Annotated in this window: 17 protein-coding genes; 10 read left to right on the forward strand and 7 right to left on the reverse strand. The window is 48.4% G+C overall.

Annotation, left to right across the window (positions count from 1 at the left end):
* Window positions 1–87: 87 nt before the first annotated feature.
* Both GUA87_RS00755 and GUA87_RS00760 read right to left on the reverse strand, forming a co-directional pair.
* On the reverse strand, window positions 88–1,686 hold the full coding sequence (locus GUA87_RS00755) for a rhodanese-like domain-containing protein (protein WP_193714621.1): 1,599 nt from the start codon (window positions 1,684–1,686) through the stop codon (window positions 88–90).
* Window positions 1,686–2,267, reverse strand: a complete 582-nt coding sequence (locus GUA87_RS00760) for a cysteine dioxygenase (RefSeq protein WP_193714622.1) — start codon at window positions 2,265–2,267, stop codon at window positions 1,686–1,688. Before GUA87_RS00760 ends, GUA87_RS00755 begins: the two co-directional genes overlap by 1 nt.
* A 146-nt stretch (window positions 2,268–2,413) precedes the next feature.
* Between GUA87_RS00760 and GUA87_RS00765 the strand changes: the two genes are divergently transcribed.
* Entirely contained in the window at window positions 2,414–3,841 is a 1,428-nt protein-coding gene (locus GUA87_RS00765) for an NAD-dependent succinate-semialdehyde dehydrogenase (RefSeq protein WP_193714623.1), read from the forward strand.
* 43 nt (window positions 3,842–3,884) lie between these two features.
* Window positions 3,885–5,345, forward strand: a complete 1,461-nt coding sequence (locus GUA87_RS00770) for a M20 family peptidase (protein WP_193714624.1) — start codon at window positions 3,885–3,887, stop codon at window positions 5,343–5,345.
* 3 nt (window positions 5,346–5,348) lie between these two features.
* On the opposite strand, the gene GUA87_RS00775 is transcribed toward GUA87_RS00770, so the two are convergent.
* A complete protein-coding gene (locus GUA87_RS00775; RefSeq protein ID WP_193714625.1) occupies window positions 5,349–5,768 on the reverse strand; it encodes a secondary thiamine-phosphate synthase enzyme YjbQ in 420 nt (139 codons plus the stop codon).
* 68 nt (window positions 5,769–5,836) lie between these two features.
* Here GUA87_RS00775 and GUA87_RS00780 point away from each other — a divergent pair, with 68 nt between their 5' ends.
* Window positions 5,837–6,013: a DUF1508 domain-containing protein gene (locus tag GUA87_RS00780; RefSeq protein ID WP_193714626.1), complete on the forward strand. Its 177-nt coding sequence runs from the start codon at window positions 5,837–5,839 to the stop codon at window positions 6,011–6,013.
* 69 nt (window positions 6,014–6,082) lie between these two features.
* Window positions 6,083–6,529, forward strand: coding sequence for a PaaI family thioesterase (locus tag GUA87_RS00785; RefSeq protein WP_193714627.1), 447 nt, complete (start codon window positions 6,083–6,085; stop codon window positions 6,527–6,529).
* Here GUA87_RS00785 and GUA87_RS00790 read toward each other — a convergent pair.
* Window positions 6,501–7,352: a crotonase/enoyl-CoA hydratase family protein gene (locus GUA87_RS00790; protein ID WP_193714628.1), complete on the reverse strand. Its 852-nt coding sequence runs from the start codon at window positions 7,350–7,352 to the stop codon at window positions 6,501–6,503. The genes GUA87_RS00785 and GUA87_RS00790 overlap by 29 nt on opposite strands.
* Window positions 7,353–7,449: 97 nt before the next feature.
* Here GUA87_RS00790 and GUA87_RS00795 point away from each other — a divergent pair, with 97 nt between their 5' ends.
* Window positions 7,450–8,382, forward strand: a complete 933-nt coding sequence (locus GUA87_RS00795) for a threonine/serine dehydratase (protein WP_193714629.1) — start codon at window positions 7,450–7,452, stop codon at window positions 8,380–8,382.
* Window positions 8,383–8,403: 21 nt separating this feature from the next.
* On the opposite strand, the gene GUA87_RS00800 is transcribed toward GUA87_RS00795, so the two are convergent.
* Window positions 8,404–8,622, reverse strand: a complete 219-nt coding sequence (locus tag GUA87_RS00800; protein ID WP_193714630.1) for a hypothetical protein — start codon at window positions 8,620–8,622, stop codon at window positions 8,404–8,406.
* 204 nt (window positions 8,623–8,826) lie between these two features.
* Here GUA87_RS00800 and GUA87_RS00805 point away from each other — a divergent pair, with 204 nt between their 5' ends.
* Entirely contained in the window at window positions 8,827–10,548 is a 1,722-nt protein-coding gene (locus GUA87_RS00805) for a long-chain-fatty-acid--CoA ligase (protein ID WP_193714631.1), read from the forward strand.
* Between the two features lie 51 nt (window positions 10,549–10,599).
* Window positions 10,600–11,148, forward strand: coding sequence for a 3'-5' exonuclease (locus GUA87_RS00810; RefSeq protein WP_193714632.1), 549 nt, complete (start codon window positions 10,600–10,602; stop codon window positions 11,146–11,148).
* Window positions 11,149–11,205: 57 nt separating this feature from the next.
* Here the strand turns inward: GUA87_RS00810 and GUA87_RS00815 are convergent, their stop codons facing one another.
* Complete coding sequence (locus GUA87_RS00815; protein ID WP_193714633.1) at window positions 11,206–11,409, reverse strand: hypothetical protein; 204 nt, start codon at window positions 11,407–11,409, stop codon at window positions 11,206–11,208.
* A 200-nt stretch (window positions 11,410–11,609) separates the two neighbouring features.
* Entirely contained in the window at window positions 11,610–11,912 is a 303-nt protein-coding gene (locus GUA87_RS00820) for an SCP2 sterol-binding domain-containing protein (protein ID WP_193714634.1), read from the reverse strand.
* A 195-nt stretch (window positions 11,913–12,107) separates the two neighbouring features.
* Here GUA87_RS00820 and GUA87_RS00825 point away from each other — a divergent pair, with 195 nt between their 5' ends.
* Genes GUA87_RS00825 through GUA87_RS00835 form a run of 3 tightly spaced genes read left to right on the forward strand, consistent with a single transcriptional unit; the run spans window position 12,108 to window position 15,786 of the window.
* Window positions 12,108–12,977, forward strand: coding sequence for an SDR family oxidoreductase (locus GUA87_RS00825; protein WP_193714635.1), 870 nt, complete (start codon window positions 12,108–12,110; stop codon window positions 12,975–12,977).
* Window positions 12,978–12,991: 14 nt separating this feature from the next.
* Window positions 12,992–14,611, forward strand: a complete 1,620-nt coding sequence (locus GUA87_RS00830; protein WP_193714636.1) for an acyl-CoA carboxylase subunit beta — start codon at window positions 12,992–12,994, stop codon at window positions 14,609–14,611.
* A gap of 14 nt (window positions 14,612–14,625) precedes the next feature.
* On the forward strand, window positions 14,626–15,786 hold the full coding sequence (locus tag GUA87_RS00835; RefSeq protein WP_193714637.1) for an acyl-CoA dehydrogenase family protein: 1,161 nt from the start codon (window positions 14,626–14,628) through the stop codon (window positions 15,784–15,786).

Below are 15,786 nucleotides of genomic sequence, written 5' to 3' on the forward strand. Positions count from 1 at the left end.
GCTCTGTCAAATTAATTTGCAAGCTCAGCTTTTTCACATAAAGCCCACAAAACTGCCTAAGCCGCAAAATCGGCAATAACGCTACGTCTATTTGGAATTTCCCGTATATACCTGATAACTTGCTGTTCCATCACGCTTGATTTGCGGAATAAGGGCCGTCTCCCAATCCAGATATTCCTGCATTCGCTCACGAATCTTGTCCCGGTTGTCGTAGGGCTTATACCAGATATCTTCTGCCTCACTTAGCATATGGCCATCCCCCTCTTCCATACGATATCCAGCTTCCTCCCACGCACTATTACCCCCTTGCAGAACTCTTACGATGAGTTGCGGATTGTATGAGGCAAGTTCCGGGGCAGCCAAATGTGCGAGCCTCTCATCATCGGCCGTTAAGATAATCATACCTACAGGCGGCAAGAAACGGATAGCATTTTCAAGCCGGGAGCGAATGGCCCAGCTAGCCCCGGGGATATGTTCTTTTCGATAGGAGAGTGATGTGGAAAGATCAATCAAGGCGACAGGTTGACCTGAGCTTAGGACTGCATCCAATTCGGGCGCCGTGACTTCATGATATATCGGCGCTTCAAATCCACTTTCCTTACCATGTGATGCTGGATTTCCAACAGATGGTTTTAAAAGATAAACATCCTTCCACCCCATCTGCTTTAGCCATGAGGCTGTCATGATCGCGCGAACCTTTTGATCATCGTATAAAATGATCCGCGCATTTTTCACTCCCACATATTCATCTGTGGCCTGAACAAGTTGCCCCCCCGGCGCATGTGCCCCGCCTTTAGGATGTGAAGTCAGATATTCCTCTTCCGTCCTAACGTCTAAAAGAAATATGGATTTAGTATTTTCCCCGCGCATTTTCACATACTGATCGTAATCCACCCACTGCAATGCAAGTTGCTCTGCCAGTTTCAAAACCCCTTCCATAGATTTTGCTACCGCAGGAGCAGAAGGAGCAGCAGCAACGCGCTCTGCGCCACGTTCCGTTTTATTCCCTGCCAAATACCACCCCATTGTGCCATCTTTCAGCGCCATAACAGGATTTTTCACCCCGGCATTTATGAGTGACTGTGCCCCAATGATACTGCGTGTTCGGCCTGCGCAGTTCACGACGATGGGTGTTGTTTCATCTGTGACATGTTCATGGATACGATAAGCGAGCTCCGCCCCTGGCATATCCACACCACCAGGGATTGCCATTCGGTGATATTCTCCATAAGGGCGGCTATCAAAAATCTTGATCTCTTCCCCTGCATCCAATCTGGATTTCAGCTCTTCAGCAGTAATATGTGGGGTTCCACATTCATGCTCCACCACTTCACCAAAGGCTTTGCTCGGCACATTTACGCCAGAGAAAATCTCAAGCCCCGCGGCGTGCCACCCCATCACTCCGCCTTCAAGAATGCGGATATTTTCATATCCAAATTCTAGCAATTTTGAAGAGGCTCTCTCAGCCAATCTCTCCCCATCTCCTTGATCCTGAAGCACGATCTGAACCGATTTTCGTGGCAATAATCTTTCCACATCCAATTCCAACCCGCTTAAAGGGAGGGGCGTTGCAAACAAAGGATGTCCTTGCGCATGGATGCCATGCTCCCGAACATCAAGAAATGCAATTTCCTCTTCCGATGTGAGAAGAGAATAAAGATCTTGGGGAGTAATTGTTGAAACCATCAAAAGCGACCTTCACGAATATCAGTATGCGCAGGGAATGTACGCCATTCTTTATTGGGCTCACTCCAATAGTTCCTACCGGGTACCTGTTCCAGCGCACGACCATACATATGGAAATTTAGAACGGGTCCACCCTCTTTAATATGAATGCTATGAAGATCATTTGGAAGTAGCGCAACACCGGTTCCGTCTTCAACAACTGCTCCGCCCGTTTGAGCAACACCATCCTCCGTCTTTTTGTAGAAGCGATTTTCTTCTTCTCCAATTAGTCCAACGATAACGGCCCAGGTGGTATGATCGTGAGGCGGAGCGTCCACTTTCCCGTTGGCAACATTGGCATAAAGCGCAAAGCCATAATTATCATCCTCTGAAAGCCGATAAAGACAACTACGCCTCTTGCTGTCTGCTGCAGGCGGCGGGAAATCATCCAGCGAAAACAGATCCTTGTGGGCCGCCAGCTTGACAAGAAGGTCTTTCACTTGCTCCAACATTGAGAGATCCGGCGTACTGTTTCCTACCAGATCTCTAATCCTATCCACATGCTCTTTGATAACTTCTTGTCTTTTTGCAACCACGTCCATGGCAGCCTCCCGGATGAGTTGTTTTTCTACAGTTTACCGCCCAAAAACACAGGGGCAACCTGTAAAATCATACTTTACATAGCCTTGTCGAATAAGGTAGAGCCGTCACAACACATATGAATTAAAAAGATAGAGGTGTACGCCCCATGTTTATTAATGGTCAATGGTGTGAAGCAAAAGACGGCTCTCGTTTCGATGTAACAAACCCTGCAAATGGGGATGTGATCGGCAATGTTCCAAACGGCGGAAAAGCGGAAGTCCAGGAAGCGATTGATGCGGCGGCTGAAGCCTTTAAAACATGGTCCAAAACCACAGCGTATCAGCGTTCTGCATTCCTTTATCGGGCTTATAACCTGATGATCGAAAAGAAAGAACATCTGGCGGTCACCATGACAACTGAACAGGGCAAACCGCTAAAAGCAGCCCGCAATGAAGTTCAGTATGGTGCAGACTTCCTTCTTTGGTACGCAGAAGAAGCAAAACGCATCTATGGGGAAACACTCCCTGCCCCGCGCGGTGATCAGCGATTTATGGTGCAGCAGCACCCTGTTGGTGTTGTTGGTGCCATCACCCCATGGAACTATCCAATTTCAATGATCACCCGCAAAATCGGCCCGGCATTGGCCGCCGGCTGTACTGTGGTGATGAAACCGGCCGAATCCACCCCGCTTTGTGCCGTGGAAATGTTCAAGATCTTTGAAGAAGCTGGTCTTCCGGCAGGTGTCGTCAATCTGGTAACCGCAGAAAAGCCAGCTGCAATTGGTGAAGAATTCACCAGCAATCCAAAGATTGCTAAACTGACATTCACAGGCTCCACAGGTGTTGGCAAGATGCTAAACCAGGCCGCAGCTGCCAACATGAAACGCGTTTCCATGGAACTTGGTGGTCACGCGCCCTTCATCGTCTTCGAAGATGCAGATCCAGAACATGCAGCCAAAGGTGTGTCACTGGTGAAATTCCTGAACACAGGTCAGGCTTGCATTAGCCCGAACCGCATCTTCGTTCATAAATCCATTGCTGAGCCATTCATCGAGACACTGGAAGCGCGCGTTCGCAAAATGCGCGGCGGCAATGGCATGGAAGACGGCATCAGCATTGGCCCACTTGTGGGACCGGGCGCTGTTGACAAGGTCGAACGTCAAGTAAATGACGCCGTTGAAAAAGGTGCGCGCCTGATTTGTGGTGGTCACCGTATGCTTGATAACGGCCTTGATAAAGGTCACTTCTACGCACCGACAGTTCTTGCGGATGTCACAGAAGATATGCTGATTTACCGTGAAGAAACCTTTGGTCCAGTGGCTCCGGTTCTCACTTTCGAAAGCGAAGACGAAGTACTGGAGAAAGCCAACGACACGAATTACGGTTTGGCAGCTTATATCTACACACCAAATATCGGCCGCGCCTTCCGTATGTTCGAAGGCCTGAAGTTCGGTATTATTGGTATCAATGACATCAACCCAACGGCCGCAGCTGCCCCATTTGGTGGCATGAAAGAAAGCGGTCTTGGGCGTGAGGGCGGTCACGAAGGTATCGCTGAATATCTCGAAACCAAATTGGGTGGTTTCTCTATCTGATAAAGCAGTTTACACTACCTCCAAAAGAAAACTGGGGGCTAAATTGCTAAAAAAAATCGGATTACTACTATTTCTGGTGATCGTGGCGCTTGTCGGCACGGTCGCCTTTAAAACCTTCACAAATAACCCTGAAGAAAAAACCAACACGGCGATCACAAAAGCTGTGATCGACAAACAAGGTGCCGCGGAGCGCTTGAGCGAAGCTGTCACTTACAAAACAATTTCCTGGTCGCGAGAAGCCCCTGTTGAGGTGGCCGAATTTGAAAAACTCCACGCGCTAATCGACAGATCATATCCAAACGTCGCCTCAAAATTGGAAAAGCAGATCATTGGTGGTCACAGCCTTCTTTATAAATGGGAAGGAACGGATCCAAGCCTGCCTGCGGCCATCCTGATGGGCCATATGGATGTTGTTCCTGTTGAAGAAGGAACCGAGCAAAACTGGACCCATCCCCCCTTCTCAGGAAAAATTGCCAATGGTGCTATTTGGGGACGCGGGACATTGGACGACAAACTCTCTGTCCTTGCAACGTTGGAAGCTGCCGAATATCAACTGTCCAAAGGGTATCAGCCAAAGCGTACCTTCTATTTTGCCTTTGGACATGATGAAGAAGTTGGTGGTGAAAATGGCGCTGGCAATATTGCCAAGCTCCTGACCGAACAAGGTGTCAAAGTTGCTTTCACACTGGACGAAGGCATGGTTGTTGTTCAAGGCATCATGCCGGGTGTAGAAGAGCCCATTGCCTTTATCGCCCTCGCGGAAAAAGGCTACCTGACACTGGAACTTACCGCAAAGGCGGAAGGTGGGCATTCATCAATTCCACCAAAACAAACCGCTGTGGGGAAAATCTCCCGTGCGATCGCGAGGCTGGAAGAAAATCGTCTTCCCGCGGCACTTCGCCGACCTGTTTCAGATATGTTTGATGCCTTGGCCCCTTATATGCCAACCAGCCTGAAAGCAGTGATTTCAAATCGATGGTTACTGGAACCTGTATTGGTTGGACAGTTGGGTAAGGGCGGCGCAACGAATGCCATGGTCCGCACCACAACAGCGGCCACAATTATTGAAGGCGGCACGAAAGATAACGTCTTGCCTTCAACCGCGAAGGCCACCGTTAATTTCCGTATTTTGCCTGGAACAACAATTCAAGGCGTCATTGATCATGTGACGTCGGTTGTAGATGATGAAGACATTTCTGTCGCTGTGAAGCAAGGAAACGAGCCTTCCAAAGTATCCGCCCATGACCATGAAAGTTACCACCATATCAGCAAAACTATCGGCGAAGTGTTGCCTGACGTACTGGTCTCTCCCGGTTTGATGCTGGCGGGTTCAGACAGTAAACACTACGAAGAACTGGCGGAAAACAACTATCGCTTCATTCCGATGCGCTTCGGTCCGGACGATCTGGGCCGCATCCACGGCACGAACGAGCGGATCATGATCGACAACTATGAAGAAATCATTCAGTTCTATATCCGCCTGATGGAAAATGTAGGCGGATAAGCCTCATTCACCCATAAAATTAAGGGCCAGTTTGCGAATATGCGGACTGGCCCTGTGTTCAAAGACATAAACTCCCTGCCAAGTTCCAAGCCGCATACGCCCATCTAACACCGGAATGGTCAGAGACACATCGGTTAGCGAGCTTCTGATATGTGCCGGCATATCGTCCAACCCTTCACTGTTGTGGCGGTACAATTCCCAACTTTCGGGCGCGATGCGTTCAAAATAATCAGCCAAATCAAGCTGCACATCCGGGTCAGCATTTTCCTGAATTGTGAGGGATGCGGAACTGTGCCGGATAAACACCGTTAGAACGCCTTCTTGCACCTTCTTTTCGTTGAGCCACGCATGAAGGGGCCTTGTGACGTCAATCAGCCCTTTTCCATGTGTTGAAATCTGTATTTCACCGCTCGCTTGCCGCATATCCCAATCCTCTCACAAGTGTCGATCGCACTCGTCTTGAGATTACCTTTAATCACCGGAGTTTGAAAATGGATACAGAAGGCAAAAACGATAAATGGGAATTTTATCAGGACGAGCATGAGCCGCCAAAGTGGCGCTGGCGTAGAACAGCCCGAAACGGTCGGATCGTGGGTGCGTCCACTCAGGGTTACGTACATCTTGACGATTGCATCGAAAATGCCGAACGAAACGGATATGAGAAATAGGCATCACTAAACAGTCGGTTGCCTTCTAGGCGGATTTCATTCTATCTTCTTGGAAAAAAGAGAATATGAATGACATCATCCAATATCCCAGAAGGCTACCGCCCTTACCAAGCACCGGACATGTATCCTGAGAAAATTGGCCCTCTTTATTTTAAACGAGAGGGTGAAGAATACAGTTTTGGTTTTCTTGTTGAAAAAGGACACACAAACTTCAATGGCGTCCTGCATGGCGGCATGATGATGAGTTTTGTGGACGAGATGCTAGGTCACAAAGTGTGGCATGCCATCGGTAAAAAAATGTGCGCCACTATCTCGCTCAACTTCGACTTTATTGCATCGGCAAAGCAAGGCGATTGGGTGGATTTAAACTGTAAGATCACCCGTAAAGGCATGTCCGTTGTTTTTATTCGCGGTGAATTGGTGGTCGACGATCAGATCATTCTAACCGTCGACGGCATTTGGAAGGTTTTCAACAAACCCGCCACACTTAAGGAGAGCGCCGCGCCAGCTTCTTAGGTGGCAAAAGGTTATCAAAATTAGGGGTTTTCTTCGCCTGATTGGCAGCCGCAGCTTCCATCAGATCTTTTGAGAAGAACATCCCTGATTGCCAAACCGCCATATATTTAAGCGCGTCATCTACGGAATGATCGCGGGTATAGTTGATCATTTCCTTGGTACCATAAACGGCAAGGGGCGATTTGCTGGCGATCTCAGAGGCAATTTCCATCACTTTTTCAAGCATGGCTTCTTGGCTTTTAAACACTTCGTTCACAAGACCACTTGTTTTGGCCTCAGCAGCCATCATGCGGCGACCTGTATAAGCCAGCTCACGAACCAAACCGGATGGTATCAAATGCGGAAGACGCTGCAACGTGCCCACATCCGCAGTCATGCCGATGTTAATCTCCTGAATGCAGTAGAAGGCATCTTCTGTGCAGTAACGCATGTCGCAGGCACTGATCATGTCAACACCACCGCCGATGCAAGCCCCTTGAATACAGGCGAGAACCGGAAGACGGCATCGTTCAATAACATTGAAACTTTCCTGCAATTCCAGAACTGTTGTTTTCATCCGTTCGCGAAGACGAGCCCCATCAATATCACTTGTCATTTCCTGTGCGATACCCGCAAAGGCAGCAAGATCAAGACCTGCGGTAAAATGCTTTCCTTCAGAAGATATGACAACAACGCGCGCTTCTGGTGTCATCTCAATTTCAGCGAAGACATCAATCATCTCCTGCCAAAATTCAATAATCATGGAATTATAGGCTTTTGGACGGTTTAGCCGGATATGGGCAATATGATTTTCGACCTTAAGGTCCAGTGTCTGATAACTCATTCTTGTCCCCTGGTATCTTTTCTGTTTTTGTTTATCTATATTGGATACCCCACTATAACGCCCTCAATTGTCTTTTGTCATTTTTCAGGTCTTTAAAATGCTCTCACTTTCACTTGGTGATTTCAAAAACGCAGCGGAACGCTTGGCTCCTTACATTCGCAAAACACCTCTGCTGGATCTTGAAATTGCAAAGGGGCAAACTGTTAGCTGTAAGTTAGAGAATCTGCAGGTTTCTGGATCATTTAAAGTGCGCGGTGCCTTAAACACTGTTCTTACCTTGTCAGAAGAACAACTGAAACGTGGCCTAGTGACCGCGTCTGGAGGCAACCACGGCATGGGTGTCGCTTATGCAGGCGCGCTGACCAACACCCCAACAACCATTTATCTACCTGAAAACACACCGGCATCGAAAGTTGCAAAACTGAAGAAACTAACGCCTGACGTCATTGTATCAGGCCCTGTCTGGGATGATGCGAACGCACTTGCCTTAAAAGATCGGGATGCAAACGGCAAAACCTATATTCACCCTTTCGCAGATGAAACTGTCATTCAAGGACAGGGAACGATTGCACTTGAGGTTCTAGAAGCTGCACCGCATCTTGATACCCTACTTGTTGCCATTGGCGGCGGAGGGTTAATTTCTGGCGTCGCTTACGCCGCCAAACTCATCAACCCGAACATTCGAATCATTGGGATCGAAGCCACAGGCGCCCCAACACTGCATGACAGCTTGAAAGCCGGCGAACTTGTTACCCTGGATGCCATCAACACGCGTGCAGGTACGCTTGCACCTCGCAGATCAGAAACACCAAATTTCGAAATCATTTCAAAAAATGTAGATCAGATTGTTCTGGTCGAAGACGACATGATGGAAGATGCCGCAAAGTGGCTTTGGGAAAGCGCAGGTATCGCTGTCGAGCTGTCAGCCGCCGCAGCAATCGCAGCCCTGCAACACAATCTCATCCCGTCAGATACCGGCAATACAGGTGTCATCATCTGCGGTGCCGGAACTGATGGAATCCCTAAATAGAAGTGGATTACGTAGCGTCCCTCAAGGCCGCATAAACGTATACTCCTGATCTTCATCCAGATTTTCGGCGAGGAATTCTAACTCTGATGCGATATCACTCACTGAACGGGTTCGTCTCGCAACCCCTATGGCTTCATTAATAAGGGCGCGTGCAAAGGCGTCCTCAGACAGTCCGGCATCTCCAATCTGCTGCAGTCCGTTCGAGATAACCTGTTTTGCGATTTCTGCGGGTGTGCTCATTTTTCTTTCCTTTTCTTTTAAGCATCCAATCATAGCAATAATGGGGCATTGATTCTGAACAATACAATGCCAGCTTGCAGCTTTTGCATATTTGTTTTTACTTAACTTAACCCTAGGTAAAGCACTTTTTCCTTTGACCGTTATGACTTCACTGCTTAACTTTAACAAAAAAGAAAATCAGGGAATAAACATAAGGGATTGGAGATGTCAGATTTTTCGTGGGAGAAGTCTTATCCGAAAGGGGTAAGCTGGGAAATCGAGATCGATAAAAAGCCGGTTTTTGCCATTCTAGACGATGCTGTCAAGAAATGGCCAAATAACTACGCTATCGATTTTCTCGATAAAAAATACACTTATAGCGAGTTGGACGATCTTGTCAGCCGAGCCGCGAAGGGGTTTCAGGCGCTAGGTGTTGGCAAAGGCGTCCATGTAGGACTATTCCTGCCAAACTGTCCGCAATATATCATCAGCTTTTTTGGTATCCTTAAGGCAGGTGGTACAGTGGTGAACTATTCACCATTGGATGCGGAACGTGAGCTTATTCACAAGATTGAGGATAGCCAGACAGATTTCATGATCACACTCGATCTTGAAGTCCTATATCCAAATATCGGTAAGCTACTTGAGAAAACACGTCTCAAGAAAATCATTGTCGGTAATTTGAAAGAAGTTCTGCCATTTCCAAAGAACTTCCTCTACCCGATCGTAAAGTCCAAGGAAATTGCGTCTATTCCAAAGAACGACAAGCATATGTCATTTAAGTCATTGATTGCCAATGACGGGAAATATGAACCGGTTGAAGTAAAACACCCAGAAGAGCGAATTGCTGTTATTCAATACACGGGCGGTACTACAGGCCTTCCTAAAGGTGCCATGCTGACACACCGTAATCTGGTTGCTTCTACTCAACAACTTCGCGCCATGCAGCAAGGTGAAGATGCGACGCTGGTTGACGGTACTGAACGGGTTATGGCTGTCCTGCCGCTGTTCCATATCTATGCACTCACTGTGAATATGAACTTTGCCATTGATGGCGGTGCTGAAATTATCCTTCATCCTAAATTTGAGTTGGATGACGTGATGAAGGACTTGGTCAAAAAGAAACCAACGGTCTTCCCTGGTGTGCCAACAATGTATATGGCCATCGCCAACCATCCTGATATCCAGAAATACGATTTCAGCTTCCTGAAGATGTGTAACTCCGGTGGTGCGCCGCTCCCCGTAGACGTTCAAGATCAGTTCCAGAAACTAACAGGCTGCCGCCTTCTGGAAGGCTGGGGCATGACGGAAACATCCCCATCCGGTACGGCAACGCCTGATACAGGTAAACGTGTTGCCGGATCTGCAGGTGTACCCGTCCCAGGTATCGAAATCCGCATTTTCGATGTGGAAGATAAATCCAAGGTGATGCCAACCGGTGAAATCGGTGAAATCGGCATTAAAGGCCCAAATATTATGAAGGGTTATTGGAACAAACCTGAAGCAACGGCCGAAGCATTTGTTGGCGACTTCTTCCTGACCGGTGACACCGGTTACCTCAATGAAGATGGCTACATGTTCATTGTTGACCGGACGAAAGACATGATCACCTCCGGTGGTTTCAACGTTTATCCACGCATCATTGAAGAAGCTATTTTTGAGCATCCTTCCGTGGAAGAAGTGACCGTTGTTGGTATTCCGGATGATTACCGCGGTGAAGCCGCCAAGGCTTTCATTAAGAAAAGGCATGATGGCGTAGAAATGTCGTTGGAAGAATGGCGTGAGTTCTTGAAAGACAAACTCGGCAAGCACGAATTGCCGGGTGCCATCGAGTATCGCCCGGAACTTCCCAAAACACTGGTTGGTAAACTTTCCAAGAAAGAATTGGTGGAAGAAGAGAAGAAAAAATACGAAGAAAGAAAAGCGGCAGAAGCAAAAGCCGGTTGATTTCAAAAACTCCCGGGTGACCCCCCGGGAGTTTTTTTATATGCTGCCCTCATGAGTACTTTCCTAGCTATAGATTTTGAAACCGCCAACTATTCTGCAGACAGTGCATGTGCCATTGGTCTTGTCCGCGCAGAGAACGGCAAAATTACAGATGAGCGTTCCTATCTGATCCGTCCGCCAAGTCAGGATTTCTTCTTCACCCATATCCATGGAATTACCTGGCCAGATGTTATTATGGAGCCAACCTTTGGCGAACTATGGTCAGAGATCACGCCTTGGTTCGAAGGGGTAGATTTCTTCTCAGCCCATAATGCCGGATTTGACCGGAAGGTCTTAAAAAGCTGTTGTGACACTTACGAGTTGGAAAATCCGGAAACCGAATTTATCTGCACAGTGAAGCTCGCCCGCGATATGTGGAGCGTGCGTCCGACCAAACTTCCAAATGTGGCTGAGTATCTCGGTCTCTCTCTCAATCACCACGATGCGCTATCGGACAGCCGCGCTTGCGCCAACATAGTATTGGCAGCCGAACGTGACGGATGGGGGCATGACACAGGTATGGAATTTGTAGGGGAGCGCTACACAGCCCTTGAAGACTAGACACAAAAAAAGCCGCATCTGAACCGATGCAGCTTTTTTTAAAGAAACGATCTGCGATTAAGCAGCGGCGCGAGTTGCAGCCTGAACTTTCTTAAGCTGACGACGGGCAGCGTGACGTCCCATCTTCAGTGTGATTTTACGAGCAGCGCGTTGAGCGTTGGAACGAGTGTTTTTGATACCACCGTTACCGCGTCCACCGCCACCGCTTTTGCGGCTTTTGCCGCCCTGATTACGGCCGTGCCGTGCAGATCTCGCTGTCATGTGACAAGCTCCTGTCGGTTTGAATTAAATTCGAAGCGCCTTTCTTAATGCGTGATTTTCAAAAGGTACAGAGAAAACTTGAAAAAAAGCCGAATTTTTCCCTAGCATGTCAAAAATGCACCGCCAAAAGTCTCGAACTTATGCTTTTCAGCAAAAAACCGCCCAAATCGGGGCGGTTTTCTTTAATCAACTGAATCGGATTAACCGAAAACGCTCTGAAGTTTCATGGCAATGCCCATGTTACCTTCAATTTTCAGCTTACCCATCATAAAGGCAGTTGTCGGGTCCAGATCACCGCCTGCCAATGATTCGAAGTTGTCTTTGGTAATTTTGATTGTGCAATCTGCATCAGCATCTTCGTTGGAAACAACATTTGGAACGCTGTCTGCATCAACATGAACGATACCGTCATCGCCAAAATCAAATTTTAACGTAGCGCCAAGGCCACAATCTTCACCAATACGCTCACGCATACCTTCCGTAATTTCTTCTAAAGTTGCCATCTGAATGGTCCTCTTTCTGAACAAATAAACTCGCTCTAAATTTGATTTTCCATAGCAAATCTAAAGCCTCCCACTTACTTGACGTTAACGTAAACGTCACTTAGCATATTTGTCAATCAGGGATGCCAAACTTAGCAAAACAAGCAATAATCCGGTCATCCAATTAGAATTAAGTTTGTGGAGGCACAATTTCCCATGGGATATAAGTCCATTTTTCGCCCAGATCTCTTTGAAGGCCAATCAATCATCGTGACCGGGGGTGGCAGCGGTATTGGCCGTTGCACCGCGCATGAGTTGGTGTCCCTAGGTGCTAAAGTCGCACTGGTGGGAAGATCCATGGACAAACTGGAAACCGTGAAAGCGGAAATCGAACAATCTGGCGGTACGGCAACCTGTCATTCCTGCGACATTCGCGACGAAGAAAAAGTAAAAGAAACCGTTGCTGATATTTTGAAAGCCCATGGACGTATTGATGGTCTGGTCAACAATGCGGGTGGTCAGTTCCCTGCCCCACTTGAAAGCATCAGCCAAAATGGTTGGGATGCTGTTGTTCGCAACAACCTGACGGGCGGATTTCTTGTTGCCCGTGAATGCTTCACCCAGTGGATGAAAGAAAATGGCGGTTCGATTGTGAATATAGTAGCCGACATGTGGTCATCCATGCCGGGTATGGGCCATTCAGGCGCTGCCCGCAAAGGGATGCTGAGCTTCACGGAGACCGCTGCTGTTGAGTGGGCCTGCGCAGGTGTTCGCGTCAACGCCGTAGCCCCAGGCTGGATCATGTCCTCAGGTATGGATACTTATCCCGATTGGTTCCAAGTCAAACTTAAAGAGTTGGCTTCACACAACCCGGCAAAACGCATGGGTACAGAATCTGAGACTTCTGCAGCCATCGTGTTCCTACTTTCGGAAGCCGCTGCCTTTATTTCAGGCGACTGTATCCGTGTTGATGGCGCCGCACCTAATGCGCGCCTTCACTGGCCACTGCCTGACCATAATAACAACGAATCCTTTGACGGATTCCATCTGGCCGTCACTCCTAAAATCTTTCAGGACAACGAATAACAGGGAAGAAAACCATGCCCGTCATTCATTCCGATATCGACACCACAAGCGATAACTTCAAATCAAACCGCGAGACAATGCTGGAGCGGATTGAGGAGTTTCGAGCTTTAGAGCAAAAGGTGCGCGACACCTCTAACTCCAAAAAGGAGAAATTCGAAAAGCGGGGGCAGCTTCTGCCACGCGAACGAATTGCCCTTCTTCTGGACAAAGGGGCTCCGTTTCTGCAGCTCTCCACGCTCGCGGGACTTGGAATGCATGACGATGATGGAAAGAAAAATGTCCTGGGTGGCGGTCTTATTCTCGGCATCGGCTATGTTAACGGTGTCCGCTGTATGGTGAAGGCATCTGACAGTGCCATTAAAGGCGGCACCATCGCCCCTATGGGGTTAGAGAAAAACCTGCGCGCTCAGGAAGTTATCCTCAAAAACAAACTCCCTGTTATTAATCTGGTGGAATCAGGAGGGGCAAACCTTCTCTATCAGGCCGAGATCTTTATTAAGGGTGGTCAGGGATTTGCCAATCAGGCGCGCATGTCTGCTGCTGGCATTCCCCAGATCACTGTTGTTCATGGTTCCTCTACGGCTGGCGGCGCCTATCAGCCGGGCCTATCTGACTATGTGATTATGGTCAAAGGCGGAGCAAAGGTTTTCCTTGCTGGCCCACCTCTTCTAAAAGCCGCCACGGGTGAGATTGCGAAAGACGAAGATCTTGGTGGTGCAGAAATGCACTCAACCGTTTCAGGTGTGTCAGAATATATGGCAGAAAACGATGCGGACGGTATTCGCATTGCCCGCGAAATTGTAGGTAATTTGCCATGGAATGAAAATGGCCCGCAAATGCCAGATCGGGAATTTGAAGATCCAAAATATGACGCCGAAGAATTACTGGGTATTGTACCCGCCGATTACCGCAAACCATATGATGTTCGTGAAGTCATTGCCCGTATTGTAGACGCCTCTGATTTCCTCGATTTCAAAGAACTCTATGGCAGTCAAACCGTGTGTGGTCACGCCAAAATCGAAGGGCAAGCCGTTGGCATCATCGGTAATAATGGCCCGATCACAGCGGATGGCGCAACGAAAGCTGCTCAGTTTATCCAACTTTGTTGTCAGTCAGGCACGCCAATTGTGTTCTTGCAAAATACAACTGGCTTCATGGTGGGCACTGAAGCGGAACAATCAGGTATTGTGAAACACGGCTCCAAAATGATCCAGGCCGTTACCAACGCCACAGTTCCTAAAATCACAATTCACATCGGCGCGAGCTTTGGCGCAGGTAACTACGGCATGTGTGGACGTTCTTTCGATCCTCGTTTTATCTTCGCATGGCCAAATAACCGCGTTGCTGTGATGGGCGGGGAACAGGCAGCCAAGGTGATGTCCATTGTCACCGAAGAAAAGTTCAAACGCATGGGTCAGGAACCTGACCGCGATGCCTTGGGCCAGATGGAGCAAGGAATCATCAAACGCATGGACAAGGAAAGTACCGCGTTGTTTGCGACAGCCCGCCTTTGGGATGACGGCTTGATTGACCCGCGGGACACCAGAAAAGTCATAAGCTACTGCCTCTCCGTTTCCATGGAAGGCGACAAACGAGAAACAAATACAAACACCTTCGGCATTGGCCGCATGTAAAAGGGAGAGACATCATGATTTATGGACCAGAACATAAAGAGTTTATGAAAAACCTGAGCAAGTTCATTGATCAGGAAATCAACCCATATGTGGATGAGTGGGAAGCTGAAGGTATTTTCCCGGCTCATGAACTGTTCAAGAAAATGGGCGATCAAGGCTATCTGGGTGTTTGTAAACCTGAAGAATATGGTGGCATGGGCCTCGATTATTCTTACAGCCTTGCCATGTCAGAAACACTTGGCAAAATACGCTGCGGCGGTGTGCCAATGGCAATCGGTGTTCAGACCGATATGGCAACTCCGGCTCTTGCCCGTTTTGGATCAGATTATGTGAAGGAAAACTTCCTCCGCCAAGCGATCGCCGGTGACTATGTTGCCTGTATTGGTGTGTCTGAGCCGGGTGCAGGATCTGATGTTGCGGGGATCAAATCCAAAGCCGTAAAAGACGGTGATGATTACGTCATCAACGGCCAGAAAATGTGGATCACAAACGGCACTCAGGCGGATTTCATGTGTATGCTGGTCAACACAAGTGACGGACCAATCCACAGCAGTAAATCTCTTATTATTGTTCCAATGGACACACCGGGCATTACTGTTGAACGCAAGTTGGATAAGCTAGGCATGCGCTCCTCTGATACTGCGCAGCTTTATTTCGAAGATGTCCGCGTTCCACAAAAGAACATCATCGGGGAAGAAGGCATGGGCTTCACCTACCAGATGCTCCAGTTTCAGGAAGAGCGCCTATGGGCAGCCGGTGCGGCACTTGAAGCACTTGATATCATTGTGGATGATACGATCGAATATACACGTCAACGGGAAGCATTTGGCGCACCGCTTCTTAACAATCAGGTCATTCACTTCCGTATGGCAGAGCTTAAAACCGAGATCGAAGCCCTGCGTTCCATGACCTATCGTGCGGTTAAGGAATATGTGGATGGCGGTAACGTCACCATGCTTGCCTCCATGGCGAAACTGAAAGCTGGACGTCTGACCCGCGAGGTGAACGACGCGTGTCTGCAATATTACGGTGGTATGGGCTTCATGAATGAAACTCATGTCTCCCGCGCCTATCGCGATGGGCGTCTGACCTCTATTGGCGGCGGTGCTGACGAAGTGATGCTGGGCATCATATGTAAATTGATGAACACACTGCCATCAGGCCGCAGAGGGTAA

Source organism: Sneathiella sp. P13V-1, assembly GCF_015143595.1.
In the GTDB taxonomy this organism is placed as follows: Bacteria; Pseudomonadota; Alphaproteobacteria; order Sneathiellales; family Sneathiellaceae; genus Sneathiella.

Coding starts and splice junctions, on each gene's coding strand:
- GUA87_RS00755 (WP_193714621.1), bottom strand. CDS start 1,686: ATGGTTTCAACAATTACTCCCCAAGATCTTTATTCTCTTCTCACATCG.
- GUA87_RS00760 (WP_193714622.1), bottom strand. CDS start 2,267: ATGGACGTGGTTGCAAAAAGACAAGAAGTTATCAAAGAGCATGTGGAT.
- GUA87_RS00765 (WP_193714623.1), top strand. CDS start 2,414: ATGTTTATTAATGGTCAATGGTGTGAAGCAAAAGACGGCTCTCGTTTC.
- GUA87_RS00775 (WP_193714625.1), bottom strand. CDS start 5,768: ATGCGGCAAGCGAGCGGTGAAATACAGATTTCAACACATGGAAAAGGG.
- GUA87_RS00780 (WP_193714626.1), top strand. CDS start 5,837: ATGGATACAGAAGGCAAAAACGATAAATGGGAATTTTATCAGGACGAG.
- GUA87_RS00785 (WP_193714627.1), top strand. CDS start 6,083: ATGACATCATCCAATATCCCAGAAGGCTACCGCCCTTACCAAGCACCG.
- GUA87_RS00790 (WP_193714628.1), bottom strand. CDS start 7,352: ATGAGTTATCAGACACTGGACCTTAAGGTCGAAAATCATATTGCCCAT.
- GUA87_RS00795 (WP_193714629.1), top strand. CDS start 7,450: ATGCTCTCACTTTCACTTGGTGATTTCAAAAACGCAGCGGAACGCTTG.
- GUA87_RS00800 (WP_193714630.1), bottom strand. CDS start 8,622: ATGAGCACACCCGCAGAAATCGCAAAACAGGTTATCTCGAACGGACTG.
- GUA87_RS00805 (WP_193714631.1), top strand. CDS start 8,827: ATGTCAGATTTTTCGTGGGAGAAGTCTTATCCGAAAGGGGTAAGCTGG.
- GUA87_RS00810 (WP_193714632.1), top strand. CDS start 10,600: ATGAGTACTTTCCTAGCTATAGATTTTGAAACCGCCAACTATTCTGCA.
- GUA87_RS00815 (WP_193714633.1), bottom strand. CDS start 11,409: ATGACAGCGAGATCTGCACGGCACGGCCGTAATCAGGGCGGCAAAAGC.
- GUA87_RS00820 (WP_193714634.1), bottom strand. CDS start 11,912: ATGGCAACTTTAGAAGAAATTACGGAAGGTATGCGTGAGCGTATTGGT.
- GUA87_RS00825 (WP_193714635.1), top strand. CDS start 12,108: ATGGGATATAAGTCCATTTTTCGCCCAGATCTCTTTGAAGGCCAATCA.
- GUA87_RS00830 (WP_193714636.1), top strand. CDS start 12,992: ATGCCCGTCATTCATTCCGATATCGACACCACAAGCGATAACTTCAAA.
- GUA87_RS00835 (WP_193714637.1), top strand. CDS start 14,626: ATGATTTATGGACCAGAACATAAAGAGTTTATGAAAAACCTGAGCAAG.